The sequence below is a fragment of the Rhodococcus sp. OAS809 genome (assembly GCF_040546695.1).
Classification (GTDB): domain Bacteria; phylum Actinomycetota; class Actinomycetes; order Mycobacteriales; family Mycobacteriaceae; genus Rhodococcus_F; species Rhodococcus_F qingshengii.
This window is the reverse complement of record NZ_JBEPOI010000002.1, coordinates 4,099,060-4,117,576: the sequence shown is the minus strand read 5'-3', so window position 1 is coordinate 4,117,576 and position 18,517 is coordinate 4,099,060. Positions and strand designations below refer to the sequence as shown.

The window sequence follows — 18,517 nt, the reverse complement described above, 5'->3', positions numbered from 1 at the left end:
ATCAGGTCCTGTCCATCACGTCGAGACCGAAAGCCAGGGCGAGGTTTTCCGGTTGCAGCACGGTGTCCGGGTCGGAATGCACCAGGACCTTGCGCATGAGCAGTACCGCCTCGTCGCAGAGTTTCGGCACAGCGTGGAGATCGTGGGTCGAGACCAAGATCGACCGGCCGTCGGAAGCCAACTCTCGTAGCAGCGTAGAAATCGTTGCCTCGGAACGCTTGTCGACGCCCGCAAACGGCTCGTCCAGCAACAGTATCGACGCGTCCTGCGCGATGCCGCGTGCGACGAACGCGCGCTTCTTCTGACCACCCGAGAGCTGACCGATCTGACGATCCGCAAATTCGGTGAGTTCCACCCGCTCGAGGGCCTCTGCCACCGCCTCGCGATCTGCACGCCGCGGACGTCGCAAGAATCCGAGGTGACCGTACCTGCCCATCATCACGACGTCACGGACGCTGATCGGGAAGGTCCAGTCGACGTCTTCACTCTGCGGCACGTATCCGACGCGGCCGCTCTTGCGCGCAGTGGCTGCGTCGAGACCGGCGATTCTGACAGAACCGTTGTCCGGCTTGATCATCCCCATGATCACTTTGAACAGAGTCGACTTTCCTGAACCGTTCATGCCGATCAGTCCGCAGACGCTACCCGAGTTCAACGTCAGATCGACGTGGTCCAGTGCGTGGACCTCGCCGTAGTGAACGCTGACGTTTTCGACGCGAATGGCTTCGTTCATGATTTACCGCCGGTCAGACCGCCGAGGATGACGTCGGTGTCGTGGCGAATCATGTCCAGATAGGTGGGCACGGGACCGTCGGCTTCGGACAGCGAATCGACGTACAGCGTTCCGCCGAACTTCGCGCCGGTCGCCCCGACAACCTGCTGCATGGGGGCATCCGAGACCGTCGACTCGCAGAAGACGGCGGGAACGGAATTGGCTCGGACGAAGTCGATCGCGGCGATAATCTGCTGCGGCGTCGCCTGCTGCTCGGCATTGACCGGCCAGATGTACGCCTCGCTGAGTCCCGCGTCCCTGGCCAGATAGGAGAACGCACCCTCGCAACTGACAAGTGCGCGCTGACCTGCGGGCAATGCCGCCAGGCCACTGACCAGGCCGTCCTGCACTGCTTGCAGTTCCGTCTTGTACTTCGCGCCGTTCTCCGCAAATGCCGAGGCGTTGTCCGGGTCGAGGTCGCTGAAAGCAGTCACCATGTTGTCGACGTAGATCTGCGTATTCAACGGAGACATCCATGCATGCGGATTGGGCTTGCCCGCATACGCGTCGCCGGCGATCGGAATGCCTTCGACGCCGTCGCTGACCACGACGTGTGGCACGTCCAGTCCGTTGACGAATTTCGCGAACCACGCCTCGAGGTTCATGCCGTTGTCGAGGATCAGATCGGCTTCGCTCGCCCGCCGAATGTCTCCGGGCGTCGGCTCGTAGCCGTGAATTTCGGCCCCCGCCTTGGTGATCGACTCGACGCGAAGATGATCGCCGGCAACGTTCTGGGCGATGTCCGACAGCACGGTGAACGTGGTGAGCACCACCGGGCGGTCGTCGTCGGAGCCAGAACTCACCGCAGAACAGCTGGACAGAAGCAGGGCGGCGAGGGCGGCAATTCCCAGGCGGCGGAAGTTCTTCGCGTCGCGTGTCGTCATGGTCGAACTCTAATATGTGGGTAAACAAATACACAAGTTCGTCTCGCCGAACAATCCTCACTCGATAGGCTCGGGCCATGCGTCCTACTGCCTTGATCACCGGTTCCAGTCGCGGCCTCGGAGCTGCCATCGCACGCGAACTGGCGCCGACACACGACCTGCTGCTCGGTGCACGATCCGCGCAGGCCCTCGAGCCGATCTGCGCCGAACTGCCCGGATCGACGCCCCTACCCCTCGACCTCACGGACTACGACGCCGTCGCCGCCGCCGCCTCGTCCATCACGACGCTCGACGTGCTGGTACACAACGCCGGCGTGGCCGACATCGGAACCATCGAGGAATCCTCGGTCGATCAGTGGCGACGCACCCTAGAGGCAAACGTCATCGCCGTCGCCGAACTCACGCGGGTTCTCCTGCCCGCGCTTCGTGCGGCTGGAGGTCACGTCGTGCTGATCAATTCGGGTGCCGGACTGCGCGCCAACGCCGGTTGGGGCTCGTATGCGGCCAGCAAGTTCGCCCTGCGCGCTTTCGGAGATGCGTTGCGCCTGGAAGAGCCGGCACTTCGGGTCACCTCCATTCACCCCGGACGGATCGACACCGACATGCAGCGCGACATCGTCGCGGGTGAGGGCGACGAGTACGACCCTGAGCGCTTCCTGAAAGCCTCCACTGTGGCGCGTGCCGTACTCACTGCCGTCGAAACACCGTCCGACGCACACCCCACGGAGATCGTGCTTCGACCTACCGGCCGGTAAATCCCCAGTTCGGCGGTAACGGAATGGTGACGATGGCCATCCGGATATCGCTTTTCCGGGCACTGGCCCGATACTGACATCAGTTGTCGGACAAAGAGACTGGACTTGTCTCAGGAGTTCATCGAGAGGTGGTGTGCGATGCATGATCATACGGATACATGGGGGATCCCCAGCCAGACTTTCCTTCAGTGGTACCTGGTGGCGGCTGCCGTCGCGATCGGACTCTCGCTGTACAGCCGAATGACTGCGCGCCGGTCACCGGTGGTCGTCGACGCTGTCCGTCGGCCGCTCACTCCTCCCGAGATCGGTGCCTTGACCAGTGACTACCAAGCGGTGCTGGCGTCGATGGCTATTCTGCGCAGCGCCGAGCTGATCAGCACCGAAGGCAAGACCAAGCTGGCACTCACTGCGGAGGACAAGAATCGTCTCGACTGGTTCACCCGTACGGTGCACAAGCGGCTCGGCAACGGAAAGGTCCCGCTGCGGCAGGTGCGTCTGATGGGACGGCTGAACGTCGCACTCGCACAACTACGTACGACGTTGATCGACGAGGGATATTTGCAACGCCAGCAGGACGGTCTGACCGCTGCCCTTCGGACCGTTCCGATCGTGGCGGTCATTGCTCTCGGCGTAGTCCGTCTCGTCGCCGGAATCGCCGGCGGTAAGCCGGTCGGGTTCCTTCTCCTCACCATCATCGTTCTCGCTCTGATGATTCCACTTCTTCGCATCAAGCGTCGTCGGACAGCTTTGGGAGACAGCGAGCTTCGACGCCTCAAGCACGAAAACTCGTACCTCTCACCGAAACTGCGGCCCGCGTACACGAGCTACGGTCCCTCGCTCGCCGGGCTGTCGGCGGCGCTCTTCGGTGCGGGCGCTCTGGTTCTGATCGATCCGGCGCTGGCGGGAGCGGTAGCTGCGGGCGCCGCGTACAGCCCGGGTGGCGGAAGTTCGAGCTACTACAGTTGTGGCTCCTCATCCGGATCATCCGGCTCGGACGGCGGTGGCGGCAGTGGGAGCAGTTGCGGCGGCGGGGGGTGTGGGGGATGAGCACGCATGCAGCCGACACCTGGGGGATCCCCAGCGAGGATTTCCTCTACGGCTACATAGCCGTTTCGGCCACGCTCATGGTTCTCACTCTGGGGTGGCGTCTGATGATCCGGGCACGCCGGCACGGGTACTCAACCGAGCACGGGTATTCCGCCGAGCAACTGACGCCTCCGGAAGTCGGAATGCTCACCGGCGAGTCACGCGCCATCGCAGCATCATTGGCAATCCTGCGTAGCGCTGACCTGATCACCACCGACGGCGCTGTCCTGCGCCCGTTGGGCCCTGGCGACGAGACCCTGGACTGGTTCACCCTCACCGTGTACCAGCGCCTGGCCCAGCAGGCTCTACCCCATCGTCGGCGCCAACTCGCCGAGCGTATGACGGTGGAAACAGCTCGCCTACGAAACTCTTTGGCGGACCGGGGATACCTGACCTCCGACAGCACCAGGCGTTCAATCTTTCTCTCCACAGTTCCGCTGAAGATCCTGGTGGCCGTGGGTATCGTCCGCATTGCTTTCGGACTGCACAACGACAAGCCCGTCGAGTTTCTGATTCTCGCCGTACTCGTCACCGGGTTCAGCATCCCGCTGCTCGGGCTCAACTTCGATCGAACCACCTCTGGCAAGGCGGCACGTTCGGAACTGACCACGGCACACGCCTACCTGTCCCCGCGCAACAAGCCTGCCTTCTCCGCCTACGGACCGCGTTTGGCCGGAATGTCCGCTGCTCTCTTCGCCGGTTCGGCGATGCTGATGATCAATCCCGCCTTGGCCTCCGCCGCCGGAATCGGTGCCGACGGCAGCGGAAGTAGCGGGGGTTCGGACGGTGGCGGTTCAGGCGGGGGAGGCAGCAGCTGCAGCGGGGGCGGCGGATGTGGCGGCGGCGGCGGATGCGGGGGATAGCCGCGCCCGGGCGAGCATAAGCGCTGCGGCCTCGGTAGTGATGCCACGTTCCTCGCTCAACGAGTACACCTCGTCCAAGGTTCGACCGATCCCGCGGGTTCGTTCGACGACGTCGTCTTCGTTCCACCCCAGGACTTCTCGCCCCACGAGGTGAAAGGCTCCGCCTGCGTTCGCGACGAAATCAGGGGCACAGAGAACCCCGCGGTCTCGCAGAACCTCACCGGCAGCGGCATCGGTCAAGATGTTGTTTGCTGCGCCCGCCACGGCCAGAGTCGGAATCGACGCAGCCGCAGCGAAATCGATGATGCCTCCCATCGCGCAGGGGGCAAAGAGGTCACACGGTGTTCGGAGGACCTCGCCGGCAGGAACGACCGTGTGCCCCGCGAGAGAAGCCGCCTCGAGGCGCTGCGGGTCCGTATCGGCAACCAGCAGACGTGCGCCAGCCTGCGCTGCGAGACGGACGACGTCGCCGCCGACGGCGCCGAGCCCCTGTACCAGTACCGTTCGGCCGTCGAGTGTTCCGAGTCCTCGGCGACGCGCCGTGGCCTTCATCGCTTCGAACACACCCAGAGCGGTGGCGTGCGCGCTGGAACCGGCGCCACCGTTGCCGACCGAACGCCCGAAGACGTATTTGGTGGTGCGGCTGAGCTGATCCATGTCGGAAGAGTTGGTGTTGACGTCGGGACCGGTCCAGTAGTTTCCTTCGAGCTTGTCGATGTTCTCGGCGTGGATGTCGAGGATACGGGTCCAGGTTGCGGCGTCGATCTGATTGCGCGGTGCAGGTAGCGCTATTACCGACTTCCCGCCACCCATCGGCAGATCGGAGACCGCCATCTTCAAAGTCATTGCGCCGGCCAGCTTCCCGGCGTCCGCCAATGCGTGACCGATGGAGGGATAGTGAGCGGCCCGCGTGCCACCCGACGCCGGTCCCAGACGGGTGGAGTCGATTCGAATCACGAAAGTCGTGCCGGTCTCCCGATCATGGCGAGTGACGGTCAGTTCACCGTCCCAGCGCAGTTCGTCGTCGATACTCATTGAATCTCCTTTTCTGTCTCCGGGTCAGTTGTGGGCGTGCAGTGGTGTTCCCGCGAGTGCGAGCATGGCCTCGCCCAACGCTTCGTTCTGACTGGGGTGCGCGTGGATGAAACGCCCCACTTCATCGGGAAGTGCTTCCCAGGCAACGGCCAACTGCGCCTCACCGATCAGTTCGCCGACGCGGTCTCCCACCAGGTGAACTCCGACAACAGGGCCTTTCGTTCCGCTTCGAATCACTTTGATTCCGCCGGTAGTTCGCAGGATCTGACTCTTGCCGTTACCTGCCAGGTCGTAGATGACGGTGGAGACGTCGGCGTACTGCGTGCGCGCCACCTCTTCGCCGAGCCCGACCGATGCAACTTCGGGATGTGAGTACGTCACGCGAGGAATCAGGTGTTCGGCGACCGGTATCGGATCCTTGCCGGCAATCTGTTCGGCCACAAAGATTCCTTGTTGGAAACCTCGGTGCGCCAACGCAAGACCGGGCACGATGTCGCCGACCGCGTACACACCGTCCACGGACGTACGGAGGCGTTCGTCGGTGACGACAAATCCCTTGTCGAGGCTGATTCCGTTTTCTTCGAAACCGTTACCGTCCGTGCGAGGTCCGCGGCCGACGGCGACCAACAGTAGGTCGGTGTCGAGTTTCGTTCCGTCGCTAAGTTCGATGCGGACGGAATCGGCTGCTTCTTTCGCGGAATCGACCTTTGTGTCTGTCTTACAGACGATTCCACGTTTCCGGTATGCCCGCTCCAGCTGCTTCGACGACCACGGATCCTCGGCGGCGATCAGTCGGGGGAGTGCCTCGACGATCGTTACTTGGGCGCCGAACGAGCGCCAGAGGCTTGCGAACTCGACGCCGATGACACCGCCACCGAGTACCGTTGCGCTGGTGGGCACCCGGTCGAGTTCGAGTGCCTGGTCGCTGGTGACGATCCGTCGGCCGAGTTCGATGCCGGGGAGTTCCCGCGGATACGAGCCGGTGGCCAGAACGAGTGATGTTCCGGTGTAGCGGGTTCCGTCGACGTCGATGCTTCGCCCACCGACGTACGTTCCGTATCCGTTGACGATAGTGATCTTGTGTTGCGCCAACAAACCTTGCAGACCGCTGTACAGCCGCTCGACTGTCCCGTTCTTGTAGTCGTGCACCTGCGCGATGTCGATGCCGTCAAAAGATGCCCGGACTCCGAATTGCTCACTGGTGCGTGCCGAGTCGGCCACCTCGGCGGAATGCAGCAGTGCCTTGGTCGGGATGCATCCGCGGTGCAGGCACGTTCCGCCGACCTTGTCCGCTTCGATCAGCGTGACCGACAATCCGAGTTGAGCGGCGCGGATGGCGCAGGCATAGCCGCCCGATCCTCCACCGAGGATCACGACGTCGCTGTGGGGTTCTGCAGTTGTCATCAGAGCCTTCCCAGGACGCGGATCGGGTTCTCGATGTAGTCACCGAACAGCCTGAGGAATCCGCCGGCTTCGCCTCCGTCACAGACGCGGTGGTCGAAGCTCAACGAGATCTGAGTGACCTTACGAACGGTCAACTCGCCGTTCACGACCCACGGCTTGTCGATGATGCGTCCGATCCCCAGAATTGCCGCCTCGGGGTGATTGATGATCGGAGTCGATCCGTCGACCCCGAATACCCCGTAGTTGTTGAGCGTGAACGTGCCGCCGGTCAGGCGGGCGGGTTCGAGTTTGCCGTCGCGCGCAAGGTCGGTGGTCACCCGAAGTGCCTGTGCGAGTTCGGCAGTGCTCAGCGAATCGGCATTACGAATGACCGGTACCATCAAACCTTTCGGTGTCTGCGCGGCGATGCCCAGGTGGGTGCGGGCGTGTCGGACGATCTCGCCTCGAGCAGTATCGACCGACGAGTTCAGTTCGGGGTACTGCGCCAACGCCGCGATGGTCAGCCGAGCCAGGAGCGCCATCAGGCTGATCTTGTCGGAATCGGGCAGTGACTTGTTGATCTCGGCTCGCGCCGCCAACAGTTCCGTGGCGTCGACGTCAACCCAGGTTGTTGCGTCCGGGATCTCACGGCGGCTGGTGGACAGCTTGTCGGCCACCACCTTGCGTAGTCCCTTGATCGGGATGCGTTGGTCGCTCACGTGCGACGTTTCCGTCTCCGGGCCGGTGTTCGACCCGGCCTCGACGTCAGCACGCGTTATCACCCCGCCGGCACCCGACCCGGAGAGCAAGGACAGGTCGATATCGTTGTCAAAGGCCAGTTTACGAACGATTGGTGAGATCACGCGTACCGACGGAGCCGCTCTGCGACGGCGTCTCGGTGCATCCTCGCTGGTGCCGTAGCCGATCAGGACGTTGCCCGAACCGGCGCGTTCCTCTTCGCGGTAGCGCTCGTGGTTGGCCGAAACGACCGCGTCGACACTCTCGCCACCACTCACAGTGATCAGCGGTGTGCCCACCTTCAGGGTGTCTCCGTCTTTGCCGTGTAGTTCGATCACGGTCCCGGCGAACGGGATGGGCACATCCACAGCAGCTTTCGCAGTTTCCACCTCGACGACGATCTGATCGATGGTGACCACGTCGCCTACCTTGACGTGCCACTCCGCGATGTCGGCCTCCGCCAGTCCTTCGCCGAGGTCGGGGAGCATGAAAACCTGATTGCTCATGCCGTCACCGCCCAACGGGTGTCCGGGGCGTCGTTCCACTGCAGACGGTCGACGGCGTCCAGGACCCGGTCGATGCTGGGCAGGTGGTGACGCTCGAGCTTGGGAGCGGGGTAGGGGATGTCGAAGCCGTTGACCCGGAGCACCGGGGCATGGAGATGGTGGAAACACCGTTCCTGCACGCGGGCAGCAATTTCTGCACCCACACCGGCAAAACCCTGCGCTTCCTGGATAACGATGCAGCGTCCGGTCTTTCGCACCGATGCGGTGACCGTCTCGTCGTCGAACGGCACTATCGAGCGGATGTCGATCACCTCGATGTCCCGGCCCTCGGCTGCAGCGGCCTCGGCGGACCTCAGTGCAACATCCACGGACGGACCGTAGGCGATGAGCGTCGCGTCACGACCGGGGCGACGGACGACGGCGCGACCGATCGGCTCACGTGCGGTCAGTTCGACATCTGCTCGCGCGAAGTACAGCTTCTTGGGCTCGAGGAAGATCACGGGGTCGGGGTCCTCGATTGCCGAACGTAGCAGCGAGTACGCATCTTCCACCGTGGACGGCGCCACAACCTTCAGTCCGGGTGTGTGCGCGTAGTAGCCCTCACTGGAATCACAATGATGCTCCACCCCGCCGATACCGCCGGCAAAAGGAACACGAATGACTATCGGAATCGACAGCGCACCCTTGGTGCGGTTGCGGATCTTCGCCACATGGGAGGCGATCTGCTCGAACGCCGGATAGGCAAACGCGTCGAACTGCATTTCCACGACCGGACGAAAACCGGCCATGGCCATGCCGATTGCGAATCCGATGATGCCGGACTCGGCGAGGGGAGTGTCGAAGCATCGGTCGTCGCCGAAGTCGCGGGTGAGGCCGTCGGTGACGCGGAAAACGCCGCCCAGGGTGCCGACGTCCTCACCGAAGACGACAACGTTGTCGTCCGCAGCCAGAGAGTCGCGTAGCGCGGTGTTGAGGGCCTGAGCCATCGTGAGCATGGGCATGGTCAGTGTCCCCCTGTGTCAGCGGCTTCGGCGGCAAGTTCGGTTTCGAGTTGGGCTTGTTGCTCACGCAATTGCGGTGTCTGCTCGGCGAAGACGTACCGGAACAGATCGAGCGGATCGTGCGGGCGGTCGACGTTCATGCCGGCGCGTAGTGTGGCGGCCTCTGCTTCTGCCTCTGCGGTCAGTGATTCCACGAACACGTCGTCGATCAGATCGTTTGCGCGCAGATACTTTTCGAGACGCGGCAACGGATCTCGCCCGAGCCAGGCTTCCACCTCGGCGCTGTCGCGGTAGCGGGTGGCGTCGTCGGCATTGGTATGTGCGTCGATGCGATAAGTGTGTGCCTCGACGATCACCGGTCCGTTTCCGCTGCGGACGAAGCGTGCCGCCTCGTCCATGACGGCCAGCATCGCAACGGGATCGTTGCCGTCGACCTGCTCGCTGCCGATCCCGTAGCCGACGCCCTTATGCGCCAACGTCGGTGCTGCACTTTGACGTGACAACGGCACGCTGATCGCAAATCCGTTGTTCTGCACCAGAAAGATCACCGGCGCTTTGAAGACGGCGGCGAAGTTCAGCGCTTCGTGGAAATCACCCTCACTGGTGGCCCCGTCACCACAGAGCGCCAAGGCGACGGTGTTCAAGCCCCGTCGAGACTCCCCGTAGGCCACCCCCGCTGCATGCAGCAATTGCGTTGCCAGCGGGGTGCACTGCGGCGCACTGCGCAGTGCGACCGGGTCGTATCCGCAGTGCCAGTCGCCGGCGAGCATGCTCAGAATCTGCACCGGATCGACACCCCTGGCGGCCAACGCCATCGAATCCCGGTAGGTGGGGAAGAGCCAGTCACTCGGCTCCAGACTCATCGCTGCCGCGATCTGACATGCCTCCTGCCCTCGCGAGGACGGATACACGGCCAGGCGCCCCTGTTTGGTCAGTGCCGTAGCCTGCTGGTCGAAACGCCTGCCCAGGAACATCTTTCGATACATCGCGATCAGGCGATCGTCGCTCGGTTTTGCGTAGCGGGCCTCGCTGCGCGTCAGTTCTCCGGCAGGGTCGAGGTACTGCACCGCAGAATCGGCCGGCAGGAACTTCTGATACCGCAGTTCCCCCAAGGGCTCGACAAGTGTCACTTCTACCTCCAGAAGACGTTGTGTCCATCAGTATTCGCACTTCGGCGACGTAATGGCAGCAAGCGTCGAGTATTCAAGACAAACGGCCTATCATGAGGATTCGGGCAGCAATATGTCCATCAACCGACTCGACTACCGAACCAGGAATGGACAGATGGCCACCGAACCGCACGCTCTCGATGCGATCGACCGCCGCATCATCGCCGAACTGACCGCAGACAGTCGCATCTCCATGCGTGCACTGGCTGAAAAGGCGCACATATCCCGCGCTCACGCCTACGTCCGCATCGAAAGGCTCGAGGACGCCGGAATCATCACCGGATTCACGACGCGGATCGCCCATGAGAAGGCCGGACTCGGCTCCTCGGCGTACGTGGCACTCTCGATCCGGCAGCACTCGTGGCGAGGTCTGGCGGCGTCCTTGAAGGCCCTGCCGTTTGTCGAGCACTTCTCCCTCCTCGGCGGCGACTTCGACGTTCTGGTGCTGGTTCGAGCCCCGGACAACCAGGAACTACGCCACACCGTTCTCGAAGAACTCCAGGGACTCGACGGGGTTCTCTCGACCAAAACGTGGCTGATCTTCGAAGAAGGCAACGGTCCGGGACCCAACTGGTTGCCCGGCTGATCCGTCTATAGTCGCCGTTAGCAGTTGCACACGGGAGGTGACTCGAATGACCCTGCACGGCCTGGGAATCGGTTGGCGCCCCGAGGTCTCCGGAATCATCGCGCAACTCGACGGCCTGGCATTCTGCGAAGTCATTGCCGAATCCGTCGGAAACGAGATACCGCCGCACCTCGGCTCGCTCGGAGTTCCGGTGATCCCGCACGGAATCTCGCTCTCACTTGGCGGGGCCGAGGCGGTAGATCAGGCACGGATCGATCACCTTGCGCGTGCATCCCAGCTACTGGGCGCTCCCTTGGCGAGCGAGCACATCGCATTCGTGCGTGCAGGCGGCATCGAGGCCGGCCACCTGCTCCCACTTCCGCGCACCTACGAAGCCGTCGACGCCCTGGTACGCAACATCACCCGGACTCAGGACGGTCTACCGGTGCCGTTCGCCGTCGAAAACGTTGCCGCCCTGTTCGACTGGCCGGACGACGAGTTGACCGAAGGGGAGTTTCTCGCGGAAATCGTCGAGCGCACCGGAGCCCTGCTGGTTCTCGACATCGCCAACGTCTATGCCAATGCCCTCAACCGAGGGCGTGATCCCTGGGCCGAGCTGAGCCGGCTACCACTCGAACGAATCGCCTACTGCCACATCGCCGGTGGCAGCATCAGCGACGGCAAATACCACGACACGCACACCGATCCGGTACCCGAAGCCGTGCTGGAACTCCTTGCGCAGTTCACCGCCGCCGGTCACCATCCCGCCATCATGCTCGAGCGCGACGGAAACTATCCGCCGGCACTGGAATTGCTCGACGAGCTCGATGCCATCGCCGACGCAGCTGGTCTGGATCGCATCACCGCGGGCACCGATTGGTCACGCACATGAGCACGCTCGGTGAGCGTCAAGAGGCGCTGATTCGCGCACTGGTGGCGGGTGGCGAACTGCCCGAAGGCTTCGACAAAGACGAAGCCGCCGTTGTCTCGGCGGCGCTGCTCCGAAAGCGCGCAGGAGAAGTGGCGCACCACCTTCCGGTCGTGCGCCACACTCTCGGCGATCGTTATCTTCAGTTGTTCACAGCGTGGGCGGACGGACGGCCGAAGTCGTCTTCGCATGCGGATGCCCAGGCCTTTGTCGCCCATCTCCAGGACATCGGCGAACTGCCTCGCCCACCCTGGTATCAGAGGTTTCGAAAGGTCTCACGCAAGTGAGACAACAGCTTCGCTGGTGTACATGAGGAACGTCATCGATTCCTGGAAGTACAGCTCGACGGAGTTCGCATCGTGCGAGAGATAGCCGATGGACAGGTCCTGGCCGAGGTGCAATTCGTAGTCACCGCCACGCGTCGACAGCAGGAAAGCGCCGTCGATGGCCGGGGCCCAGATGATCTCGCCGTCGAGGACGCGTCGCAGGTGCTCGCGGATGGGGTAGCCGTGATCGGAGGTCTCGTTGATCGCGGTGAACGCATCTGCATTCAAGAGCAGTGAGTACGGTCCGTTGACACCGGCCAAGCGCAGCGACGTGATCGCCTGGCTGATGGCTTCCGGGTAGTCCTTGGCGTCGATGGGTAGCTTCAGTTCCGGGTTGGAACCGCTGGCCCGCACGCCGGTGATGCTGGCTGCGGGGTATCCCTCGAAGATGGCGCGGTCCTCGGCGAACGCGATCTGCTTGGCCGCGTCCTTGACGGGCTGCCAGTCGGAGTCCTTGGCGCCGCGTTCGACGTCGTCGATGGCCTGACGGCTGACGGTGAAAGGGACCCGCAGTTCGATGATCGGCTGGGACTGACGAGCATGTGCGATGACGCCGTCGGCCAAGGGATTGATCGGCACCTGATGCCCGAGTGGGATGGCCGCGAGATCGTCACCCGACGGTCCCTCCACATCCACGACACGACGACCGGCGACGTGACGCTTGAAGGTACGGCTCGCCTCTTCTTCGATCTCGGCCCAGGCTGCTGCCGAAATGGGTGCTAGGTCGCGGTGCAGGTTTGTCATTGCTGGGCACTCCTTTTGAGGCTGCCGATTCCGAGAGAACCGTCAGAGATGGGCGCTGTGAACGTCGCTTCGGGAACGAGCCTGGTCGGCAAGTCCGGGGGATCGTCGAGAAAGTCCGCCGTCGGAACGAAGAAATTGATTCCGGTGACGGCGGTGGAGAAATCGAGAATGCGATCGTAATTGCCGACGGGATTCCCGATGAACATGTTGGTGAGCATCTGCTCGGTGACCGTCGGCGACGCCGAGTAACCGATGAAATAGGTACCCATCTCAGCGGAGCCGACGTGGCCGAACGGCATGTTGTCGCGCAGAATCTGGATCTGCTCACCGGATTCGTCCTCGATGACGGTGAGTGCGGTGTGGGAGTTGGCCGGCTTGGTGTCGTCGTCCATCTCGAGATCTTCGAGCTTGGAGCGTCCGATGACGTTCTCCTGCTCCTCGACGGGCAGGGAGTTCCACTCCGACATGTCGTGGAGGTACTTCTGGACGATGACGTAACTGCTGCCTGCGAAATCCGGATCCTCGTCACCGACGGTGACCGCGACGTAAGCGGCCTGCCCGGACGGGTTCTCGGTACCGTCGACAAAACCCATGAGGTCGCGTTGCTCGAAATACTTGAACCCGTGGACCTCGTCGATCACCGACGCGGCCCCGGCCAACCTGTTGGTCACGACCGTGGCGAACTCGAAGCACAGGTCCATCTGACGGGCACGGATGTGAAACAACAGATCGCCCGGCGTGCGCGGGGCGTGGTGTTTGTCACCGGTCAACTCGACGAACGGATGCAATTCCGCCGGCCGTGGACCGTCGAAAAGTCGATCCCACGCATCCGAACCGATGCCGACGACGGCAGCCAAGCCACCGGCGGGAACCCGGAATCCGATCGAGCGCTGCAGCCCGGAAATATCCGCCAGAACGTCGTGAACTGCCTGCTCACCACCCTCGTCGATGGTGAAAACCAGGAAGATCGCAGCTTCCGTGAGCGGGGTCAGCAACGGCTGCGGTATCGCGGGAAGGGCCACTTCGGCCTCGTCGATCTCACTCGTTTCCGCCATGCAGACCAGTATGGACGATTCCGGCAGTCCCGGCATCAGTAGTGGGTAAGTCGCGTCAGGGTGTCGCGTCAGGGGGTTGCGGCCTGGGCGCCCGCGTCGAAGCCGGCCGGAATCTCGAAGATCTTTCCGTCGAACCCGGCGCGGTAGAGATGCCCGGCCGCGAAACCGGAATTGCCACGCCCGTAGGTCAACACACTCGACGCTTGCAGTCCGCTGGTGAGCGAGCAGTACTGGCCGGGTCCGTCGATCCGCCACACCTCACCACTGATGTCCGTGGGAATAATTGCGCGATCTCGCGAGTCCAAGGTCAAACCATCTGGGGCAGAAAAGGTTTCAAAACCACCGAGATCGACCAACGACTCCGAATATCCCGGATTGTCCACGGAGATGCGGCTGACACCCGGGTTTGCGAACGTGCGCGAAACGTAGAGCCAGCGATTATCGGCGCTCAGGGCAGCGCCGTTTGCACTCGGGAAGGTTGCCCACGCCGGGTCGACGGAACCATTCGGGCTGACCTTTCCGATCAGCGAACCGAAATCGTTGGTGGCGTAGATCGTCCCGTCGTGCGCGACAGCAAGGCCGTTTGCAGCGCTCAGACCACCGGCTATCGGCGTCACGGCGCCCGAGTTCACGTCCACCCGCGCGACCGACGCAGCACGCGTCAGATCGCCGATCAGCACGCCGGCGTTTGCTCCGGTACCCACCAGCAGTGAACCGTCCGGGCTCCACGCGAGTGCGCCCGCACCGCCGGGAACCGTCGCGATCGGAACTGCGGCCTGACCAGGCCCGTCGACGCGGAAGATCCGCCCACTCACCAGGTCGGTCGTATACAGGCGCCCTTGCCCGTCCACCGTGACACCCTCGAGGGCCGCACCCGGAATCTGGGCGCTGAGTATGGCGGGTGACGATCCAGGGCAAGGCGGCGCGGCGGCGGCACCGGACACGCCCAGAGCCAGAAGCGAACCGGCAACAAGAGCACCGGTGATACCAACACGAATACCGCGATCGAAGATCCTGGTGCGCATCTGCGCAACGCTAGACCCTCTGTCCGATTTCGCCTAGAGACTCCGAAGGAAAGAGATCAAAAGTTCATTGACCTCGACAGCGCGTTCTTGTTGTACGAAGTGCCCCGCACCGCCGAGGAGATGTACACCCCGCAGGTCGGGGACAGTGTCCTTCATTCGGTCCAGTGCCTTGGGACCGCTCATCGCGATGACCGGGTCTTCCGCGCCCGCAACGAAGAGCGTCGGGACCTCGATGTGCGCGCCGTCCAGATCCGCGCTGCGCTCCCAATTGGCGTCATACGCTCGGTACCAGTTCAAGCCACCGGTGAAACCTGTTGCAGTAAAGGCCTTTACATAGACATCCAAATCATCCTCGGTGAGCCACGACCACGGCAACGCCGGCGCCTCGGGAAGTACGTCGAGATAGCCGTTTCCTTCGGACGGGTTCTTCCACACATCGAGGTACCGGTAAGCCCCGGACAAGGCGTGGAAGAGCCGCTGAAGGAATTCACGTGGACGGGCGTCGAGTTCGCGCTCCGCGACACCCGGTTCCTGAAAATAGTGAATGTGCAGAAAGTGCTTTCGCGCCAAGGCGGCGTAGATCGTCGAGGGCTTGGCCGGGAATCTGTCCGGCGCATAGGGAACCGCCAAGGAGACCAGTCCCGCAACGCGATCGGGGTGACGAAGCGCTGTCGTCCACGCGACCGGAGCGCCGAAATCGTGTCCGACGAACACCGCTTTGTCGATTCCGAGAGCGTCGAGTAGGTCGATCAGCCGGTTCGCGACGGCGTCGTTGGTGTAATCCTCGATCGCGTCGGGGCGGGTAGTGCCGCCGTAACCGGGCATGTCGAGTGCAATCGACCGAAAACCCGCTTCCGCCAACGCTGCCGACTGATGGCGAAAGCTGTATCCGAGGCCGGGAAAGCCGTGGCACATGACCACAGCTGTCCCGGAACCGGAATCGTCGATCTGCCAACAGAATCCGTCGACGTCGATCGTCTTGACCGTCATGTCAGGCGGTGATCATGTCTTCCTGGTTCCAGAATGCGCGCATCGACAGGATCTTTCCGTCGTCGTCGAAGGTCATGACGTCGATGGGTGCGATGGTCAGGGTCTGCTCGCCGAGCTTGGTGATCAGCGAGAAGTGGAATGCCGCTTCGTTTCCGGCGATGCGGAGGGTCTGAAGGTGAGCTTCCTGGTCGAAATTCTCGATCACGGAGTAGAACTCGAGAATGGACTCGCGGGTGGTGCGCACGTCGGTACCAACCGGGTCTTCAACCGTTGCACCCTCTGCGTACAGGGCCACAACCTGGGCAGCAGTGCCCGTCGCAACGGTCTCGATGTAGGCGTCGACGGTCTTGCGGATTACCTCTGCGGACGGTGCCATGGTCTACCCCTCGTAGTTAGAACAGGTTCTAATTCTGAGGATAACCTACGACTCTGTTCCACGGGTCAGCTTTCGAGCACCTTGCGCAGGCGAGCCTTCTTCCGGTTCTCCCGCACGATCCAGACGACATCGGCGTCGTCCGACGCCTCCAGGGAGAGGAATGCCGGCAGTGCATTCTCCGGATCCGCCGCAACCGCGACACTCCAGCAGTATCCGAGCGCCTGCCGGAGAGTCCGTGTATCGGCGTCACGACGGGCGTCATCCGGTTGCGAGACGATCCACTCGGTAGCGTCTCGGCACACCTGAACGGCCAGCGCAGCGTTGGTCTTGTCCTTCAGCAACCGTGGCTCGCAGATACCGGCAGGCGCTGCGCGCAGCGTCAATGGATGGGTGGAGCGCGCCCACTGCTCGATGATCGCCCGGAACAATTCCGGATCCGTGTCGCCTATCGCTTGAACGGCCATCGCGGCAGCTTCACGTGCACGCCACGACGCACTGGTGGTCGCCTCCGTGAGACTGTTCAGAACAGCCTTGTCGCGTGAACGAACAAGGATGAATCCGAGCCCGACGATCCCACAGCAGCGGATGTATTCGTCCTCGGACTCCGCCGCCAGCAGGATGTCGTCGTCATCGGCGCCGCGCGCGAACTCGAGCATGAGCCCAAGGTTCGCGCGCGGGCCGGGCAATCCTGAACGCTCCGTCAGGTAACTCCACAGTTCGTCACCGTCCAGATCCGCGAACGTCATGGGAGTCCTGCTTTCTCGAGTGCGGGTGCACCCATCATTTCACCGAAAGCCCTCTCACGACGGGAGTTCGAAGCTCACTTGCTTCCGTCGTCGCGCATAGAGGAATCCACCGACAAACGCGAGCACCAGCACCCCGGTCATCACCACGGCCAGAATGTTGCCGCCCAGTAGGAGCGGAAGGTTTCCGGCAATGGCGATCGCGAATCCGATCAGCCCGACAAGGCCCAAGCTCGGGGCAAGTTTGGTGTGCCAGAATCGCTGATCGACCTTCGTACGATGAAAGAAGACGAGCACCGCAAGGCACGTGAGCAACATGAGAGCCACGATCCCCACCGTTGCAACGCCGGCGAACCACGCGAAGATCTGTGTCACCGGATCCAGACCGATGACGATGCAAGCTCCGAGAAGTACCAGAGCACAGCAGGATTGCACCACTGACGCGATGTGCGGCGAACCATGCACGCGGTGCGTCCGCCCACCTGCGCCCGGCAGAACGCCGGTGTTCGACAGAACGAAGATGTATCTGGCCAAGACATTGTGGAGAGACAGAACTGCGGCAAAGAGACTGGACACCAACAGAATTTGAATCAGGTGGGCTGTCACCGTTCCGGCAAAGTCGGTGGCAGTGGTGATCAGCATGCCGTCGGGGTCAGTACCCGCAATGTCCACTGCACCCTTGTCGCCCCAGGCTGTCACAACCGCCCAACTGGAGAGAGCGTAGAAGCCGCCGATGAGGATCAAGGCGGCGTATGTCGCTCGCGGGATAGTCCGCGCGGGATCCTTCGCTTCGTCACGGAAGATCGCCGTCGACTCGAACCCGATGTAACCGGCAAGCGCGAATACCAATGCGACGCCGGGGGATCCGGAGAATATTTCCGACGGAGAGAACATTGCTGTCGACGGGCCTTCCGGACCACCGTCGGCGATGATGAAAGCGTCGAGTACGACTACGATCCCGACCTCTGCGATCAACAGGATGCCGAGCACCTTGCCCGACAATTCGATATGACGAAATCCGAGGACGGCTACCAGAGCCAACGAGGCGAGCGAGAAGATCCACCACGGCACCTCCGGACCACCGTAGGAGGTGATCAACGAACTCATTGCCGGGCCGAGGTAGCCGTATACGGCCAATTGCACTGTGCTGTAACTGACGAGGGCCAACATCGCACTGCCGACGCCGGCACCACGGCCGAGACCATGTCCGATGTAGAGATAGAACGCTCCGGTTCCCGGGATGTAACGCGACATCGCGGTGAACCCGACGGCGAAGAGCAGAAGTACACCGGTTGTCACGGCGAAGGTCATGGGGAAGCCCGCACCGTTGCCACCGGAAATACCCAGCGGCACAAGACCACTGATCACAGTCAGGGGAGCAGCTGCGGCAACGACCATGAGGACTATCGAGCCGGTACCCAGCGAGCCTCGAAGAGTTCGGTCATCGCCGGATGCATCACGTGAAGCATTGACGGAAGTATGGGTCATACGGGCGATATTAGAACCATTGAAGTCGATTCGGGACCCAATTCACAAAACTTTTACTTGCGAAAAACGGGACGAACCGTCCGTT

The 18,517-nt window shown here is 62.6% G+C and carries 20 protein-coding genes; 6 read left to right on the top strand and 14 right to left on the bottom strand.

Going from position 1 to position 18,517, the window contains the following annotated elements:
• Position 1 precedes the first annotated feature (1 nt).
• Both ABIE52_RS22220 and ABIE52_RS22215 read right to left on the bottom strand, forming a co-directional pair.
• On the bottom strand, positions 2-733 hold the full coding sequence (locus tag ABIE52_RS22220) for a metal ABC transporter ATP-binding protein (RefSeq protein WP_003942501.1): 732 nt from the start codon (positions 731-733) through the stop codon (positions 2-4).
• A complete protein-coding gene (locus ABIE52_RS22215; protein ID WP_030537457.1) occupies positions 730-1,656 on the bottom strand; it encodes a metal ABC transporter substrate-binding protein in 927 nt (308 codons plus the stop codon). The genes ABIE52_RS22220 and ABIE52_RS22215 overlap by 4 nt, the downstream gene beginning before the upstream one ends.
• A 77-nt stretch (positions 1,657-1,733) precedes the next feature.
• On the opposite strand from ABIE52_RS22215, the gene ABIE52_RS22210 reads away from it, so the two are divergent.
• The 3 genes from ABIE52_RS22210 to ABIE52_RS22200 all read left to right on the top strand — a co-directional run bounded on the left by ABIE52_RS22210 (position 1,734) and on the right by ABIE52_RS22200 (position 4,360).
• A complete protein-coding gene (locus tag ABIE52_RS22210; protein WP_007729052.1) occupies positions 1,734-2,411 on the top strand; it encodes an SDR family oxidoreductase in 678 nt (225 codons plus the stop codon).
• A 138-nt stretch (positions 2,412-2,549) separates the two neighbouring features.
• Positions 2,550-3,458: a TIGR04222 domain-containing membrane protein gene (locus tag ABIE52_RS22205; protein WP_064113141.1), complete on the top strand. Its 909-nt coding sequence runs from the start codon at positions 2,550-2,552 to the stop codon at positions 3,456-3,458.
• Positions 3,455-4,360 carry a TIGR04222 domain-containing membrane protein gene (locus ABIE52_RS22200; protein WP_192712798.1) on the top strand — a complete coding sequence of 302 codons (906 nt, stop codon included), beginning with the start codon at positions 3,455-3,457 and terminating at the stop codon, positions 4,358-4,360. Before ABIE52_RS22205 ends, ABIE52_RS22200 begins: the two co-directional genes overlap by 4 nt.
• Here the strand turns inward: ABIE52_RS22200 and ABIE52_RS22195 are convergent.
• From ABIE52_RS22195 to pdhA, 5 genes are read right to left on the bottom strand one after another with little or no spacing between them, the layout of a single operon-like run.
• Positions 4,292-5,395, bottom strand: a complete 1,104-nt coding sequence (locus ABIE52_RS22195; protein WP_192712799.1) for a Glu/Leu/Phe/Val dehydrogenase family protein — start codon at positions 5,393-5,395, stop codon at positions 4,292-4,294. The genes ABIE52_RS22200 and ABIE52_RS22195 overlap by 69 nt on opposite strands.
• Positions 5,396-5,419: 24 nt before the next feature.
• Positions 5,420-6,799: a dihydrolipoyl dehydrogenase gene (gene lpdA, locus ABIE52_RS22190; protein WP_192712800.1), complete on the bottom strand. Its 1,380-nt coding sequence runs from the start codon at positions 6,797-6,799 to the stop codon at positions 5,420-5,422.
• Complete coding sequence (locus tag ABIE52_RS22185) at positions 6,799-8,022, bottom strand: dihydrolipoamide acetyltransferase family protein (protein WP_151098517.1); 1,224 nt, start codon at positions 8,020-8,022, stop codon at positions 6,799-6,801. Before ABIE52_RS22185 ends, lpdA begins: the two co-directional genes overlap by 1 nt.
• Positions 8,019-9,023 (bottom strand): alpha-ketoacid dehydrogenase subunit beta, encoded by a 1,005-nt coding sequence (locus tag ABIE52_RS22180; RefSeq protein ID WP_151098518.1) that lies wholly within the window; start codon positions 9,021-9,023, stop codon positions 8,019-8,021. The genes ABIE52_RS22185 and ABIE52_RS22180 overlap by 4 nt, the downstream gene beginning before the upstream one ends.
• 2 nt (positions 9,024-9,025) lie before the next feature.
• Entirely contained in the window at positions 9,026-10,153 is a 1,128-nt protein-coding gene (pdhA, locus tag ABIE52_RS22175) for a pyruvate dehydrogenase (acetyl-transferring) E1 component subunit alpha (protein WP_192712801.1), read from the bottom strand.
• 154 nt (positions 10,154-10,307) lie between these two features.
• On the opposite strand from pdhA, the gene ABIE52_RS22170 reads away from it, so the two are divergent.
• The 3 genes from ABIE52_RS22170 to ABIE52_RS22160 are packed head-to-tail and all read left to right on the top strand — an operon-like array spanning position 10,308 to position 11,972.
• Complete coding sequence (locus ABIE52_RS22170; protein ID WP_064113143.1) at positions 10,308-10,778, top strand: Lrp/AsnC family transcriptional regulator; 471 nt, start codon at positions 10,308-10,310, stop codon at positions 10,776-10,778.
• A 46-nt stretch (positions 10,779-10,824) separates the two neighbouring features.
• Positions 10,825-11,649 carry an MbnB/TglH/ChrH family RiPP precursor modification enzyme gene (locus ABIE52_RS22165; RefSeq protein WP_007729070.1) on the top strand — a complete coding sequence of 275 codons (825 nt, stop codon included), beginning with the start codon at positions 10,825-10,827 and terminating at the stop codon, positions 11,647-11,649.
• Entirely contained in the window at positions 11,646-11,972 is a 327-nt protein-coding gene (locus ABIE52_RS22160; RefSeq protein WP_007729071.1) for an SCO6045 C-terminal-like domain-containing protein, read from the top strand. Before ABIE52_RS22165 ends, ABIE52_RS22160 begins: the two co-directional genes overlap by 4 nt.
• Here ABIE52_RS22160 and ABIE52_RS22155 read toward each other — a convergent pair.
• The 7 genes from ABIE52_RS22155 to ABIE52_RS22125 form a co-directional block, all read right to left on the bottom strand.
• Complete coding sequence (locus ABIE52_RS22155; RefSeq protein WP_003942478.1) at positions 11,961-12,755, bottom strand: family 1 encapsulin nanocompartment shell protein; 795 nt, start codon at positions 12,753-12,755, stop codon at positions 11,961-11,963. The two genes, ABIE52_RS22160 and ABIE52_RS22155, sit on opposite strands and share 12 nt — an antisense overlap.
• Entirely contained in the window at positions 12,752-13,810 is a 1,059-nt protein-coding gene (locus tag ABIE52_RS22150) for a Dyp-type peroxidase (RefSeq protein WP_042447536.1), read from the bottom strand. The genes ABIE52_RS22155 and ABIE52_RS22150 overlap by 4 nt, the downstream gene beginning before the upstream one ends.
• Before the next feature lie 68 nt (positions 13,811-13,878).
• Positions 13,879-14,835, bottom strand: coding sequence for an SMP-30/gluconolactonase/LRE family protein (locus tag ABIE52_RS22145; RefSeq protein ID WP_054827735.1), 957 nt, complete (start codon positions 14,833-14,835; stop codon positions 13,879-13,881).
• 33 nt (positions 14,836-14,868) lie between these two features.
• Positions 14,869-15,825: an alpha/beta fold hydrolase gene (locus ABIE52_RS22140; protein ID WP_058227436.1), complete on the bottom strand. Its 957-nt coding sequence runs from the start codon at positions 15,823-15,825 to the stop codon at positions 14,869-14,871.
• 1 nt (position 15,826) lies between these two features.
• Complete coding sequence (locus tag ABIE52_RS22135) at positions 15,827-16,201, bottom strand: nuclear transport factor 2 family protein (RefSeq protein WP_003942502.1); 375 nt, start codon at positions 16,199-16,201, stop codon at positions 15,827-15,829.
• Between the two features lie 65 nt (positions 16,202-16,266).
• Positions 16,267-16,947 (bottom strand): hypothetical protein, encoded by a 681-nt coding sequence (locus ABIE52_RS22130; RefSeq protein WP_192712802.1) that lies wholly within the window; start codon positions 16,945-16,947, stop codon positions 16,267-16,269.
• Positions 16,948-17,001: 54 nt separating this feature from the next.
• On the bottom strand, positions 17,002-18,432 hold the full coding sequence (locus ABIE52_RS22125; protein WP_050655905.1) for an APC family permease: 1,431 nt from the start codon (positions 18,430-18,432) through the stop codon (positions 17,002-17,004).
• Positions 18,433-18,517: the final 85 nt, after the last annotated feature.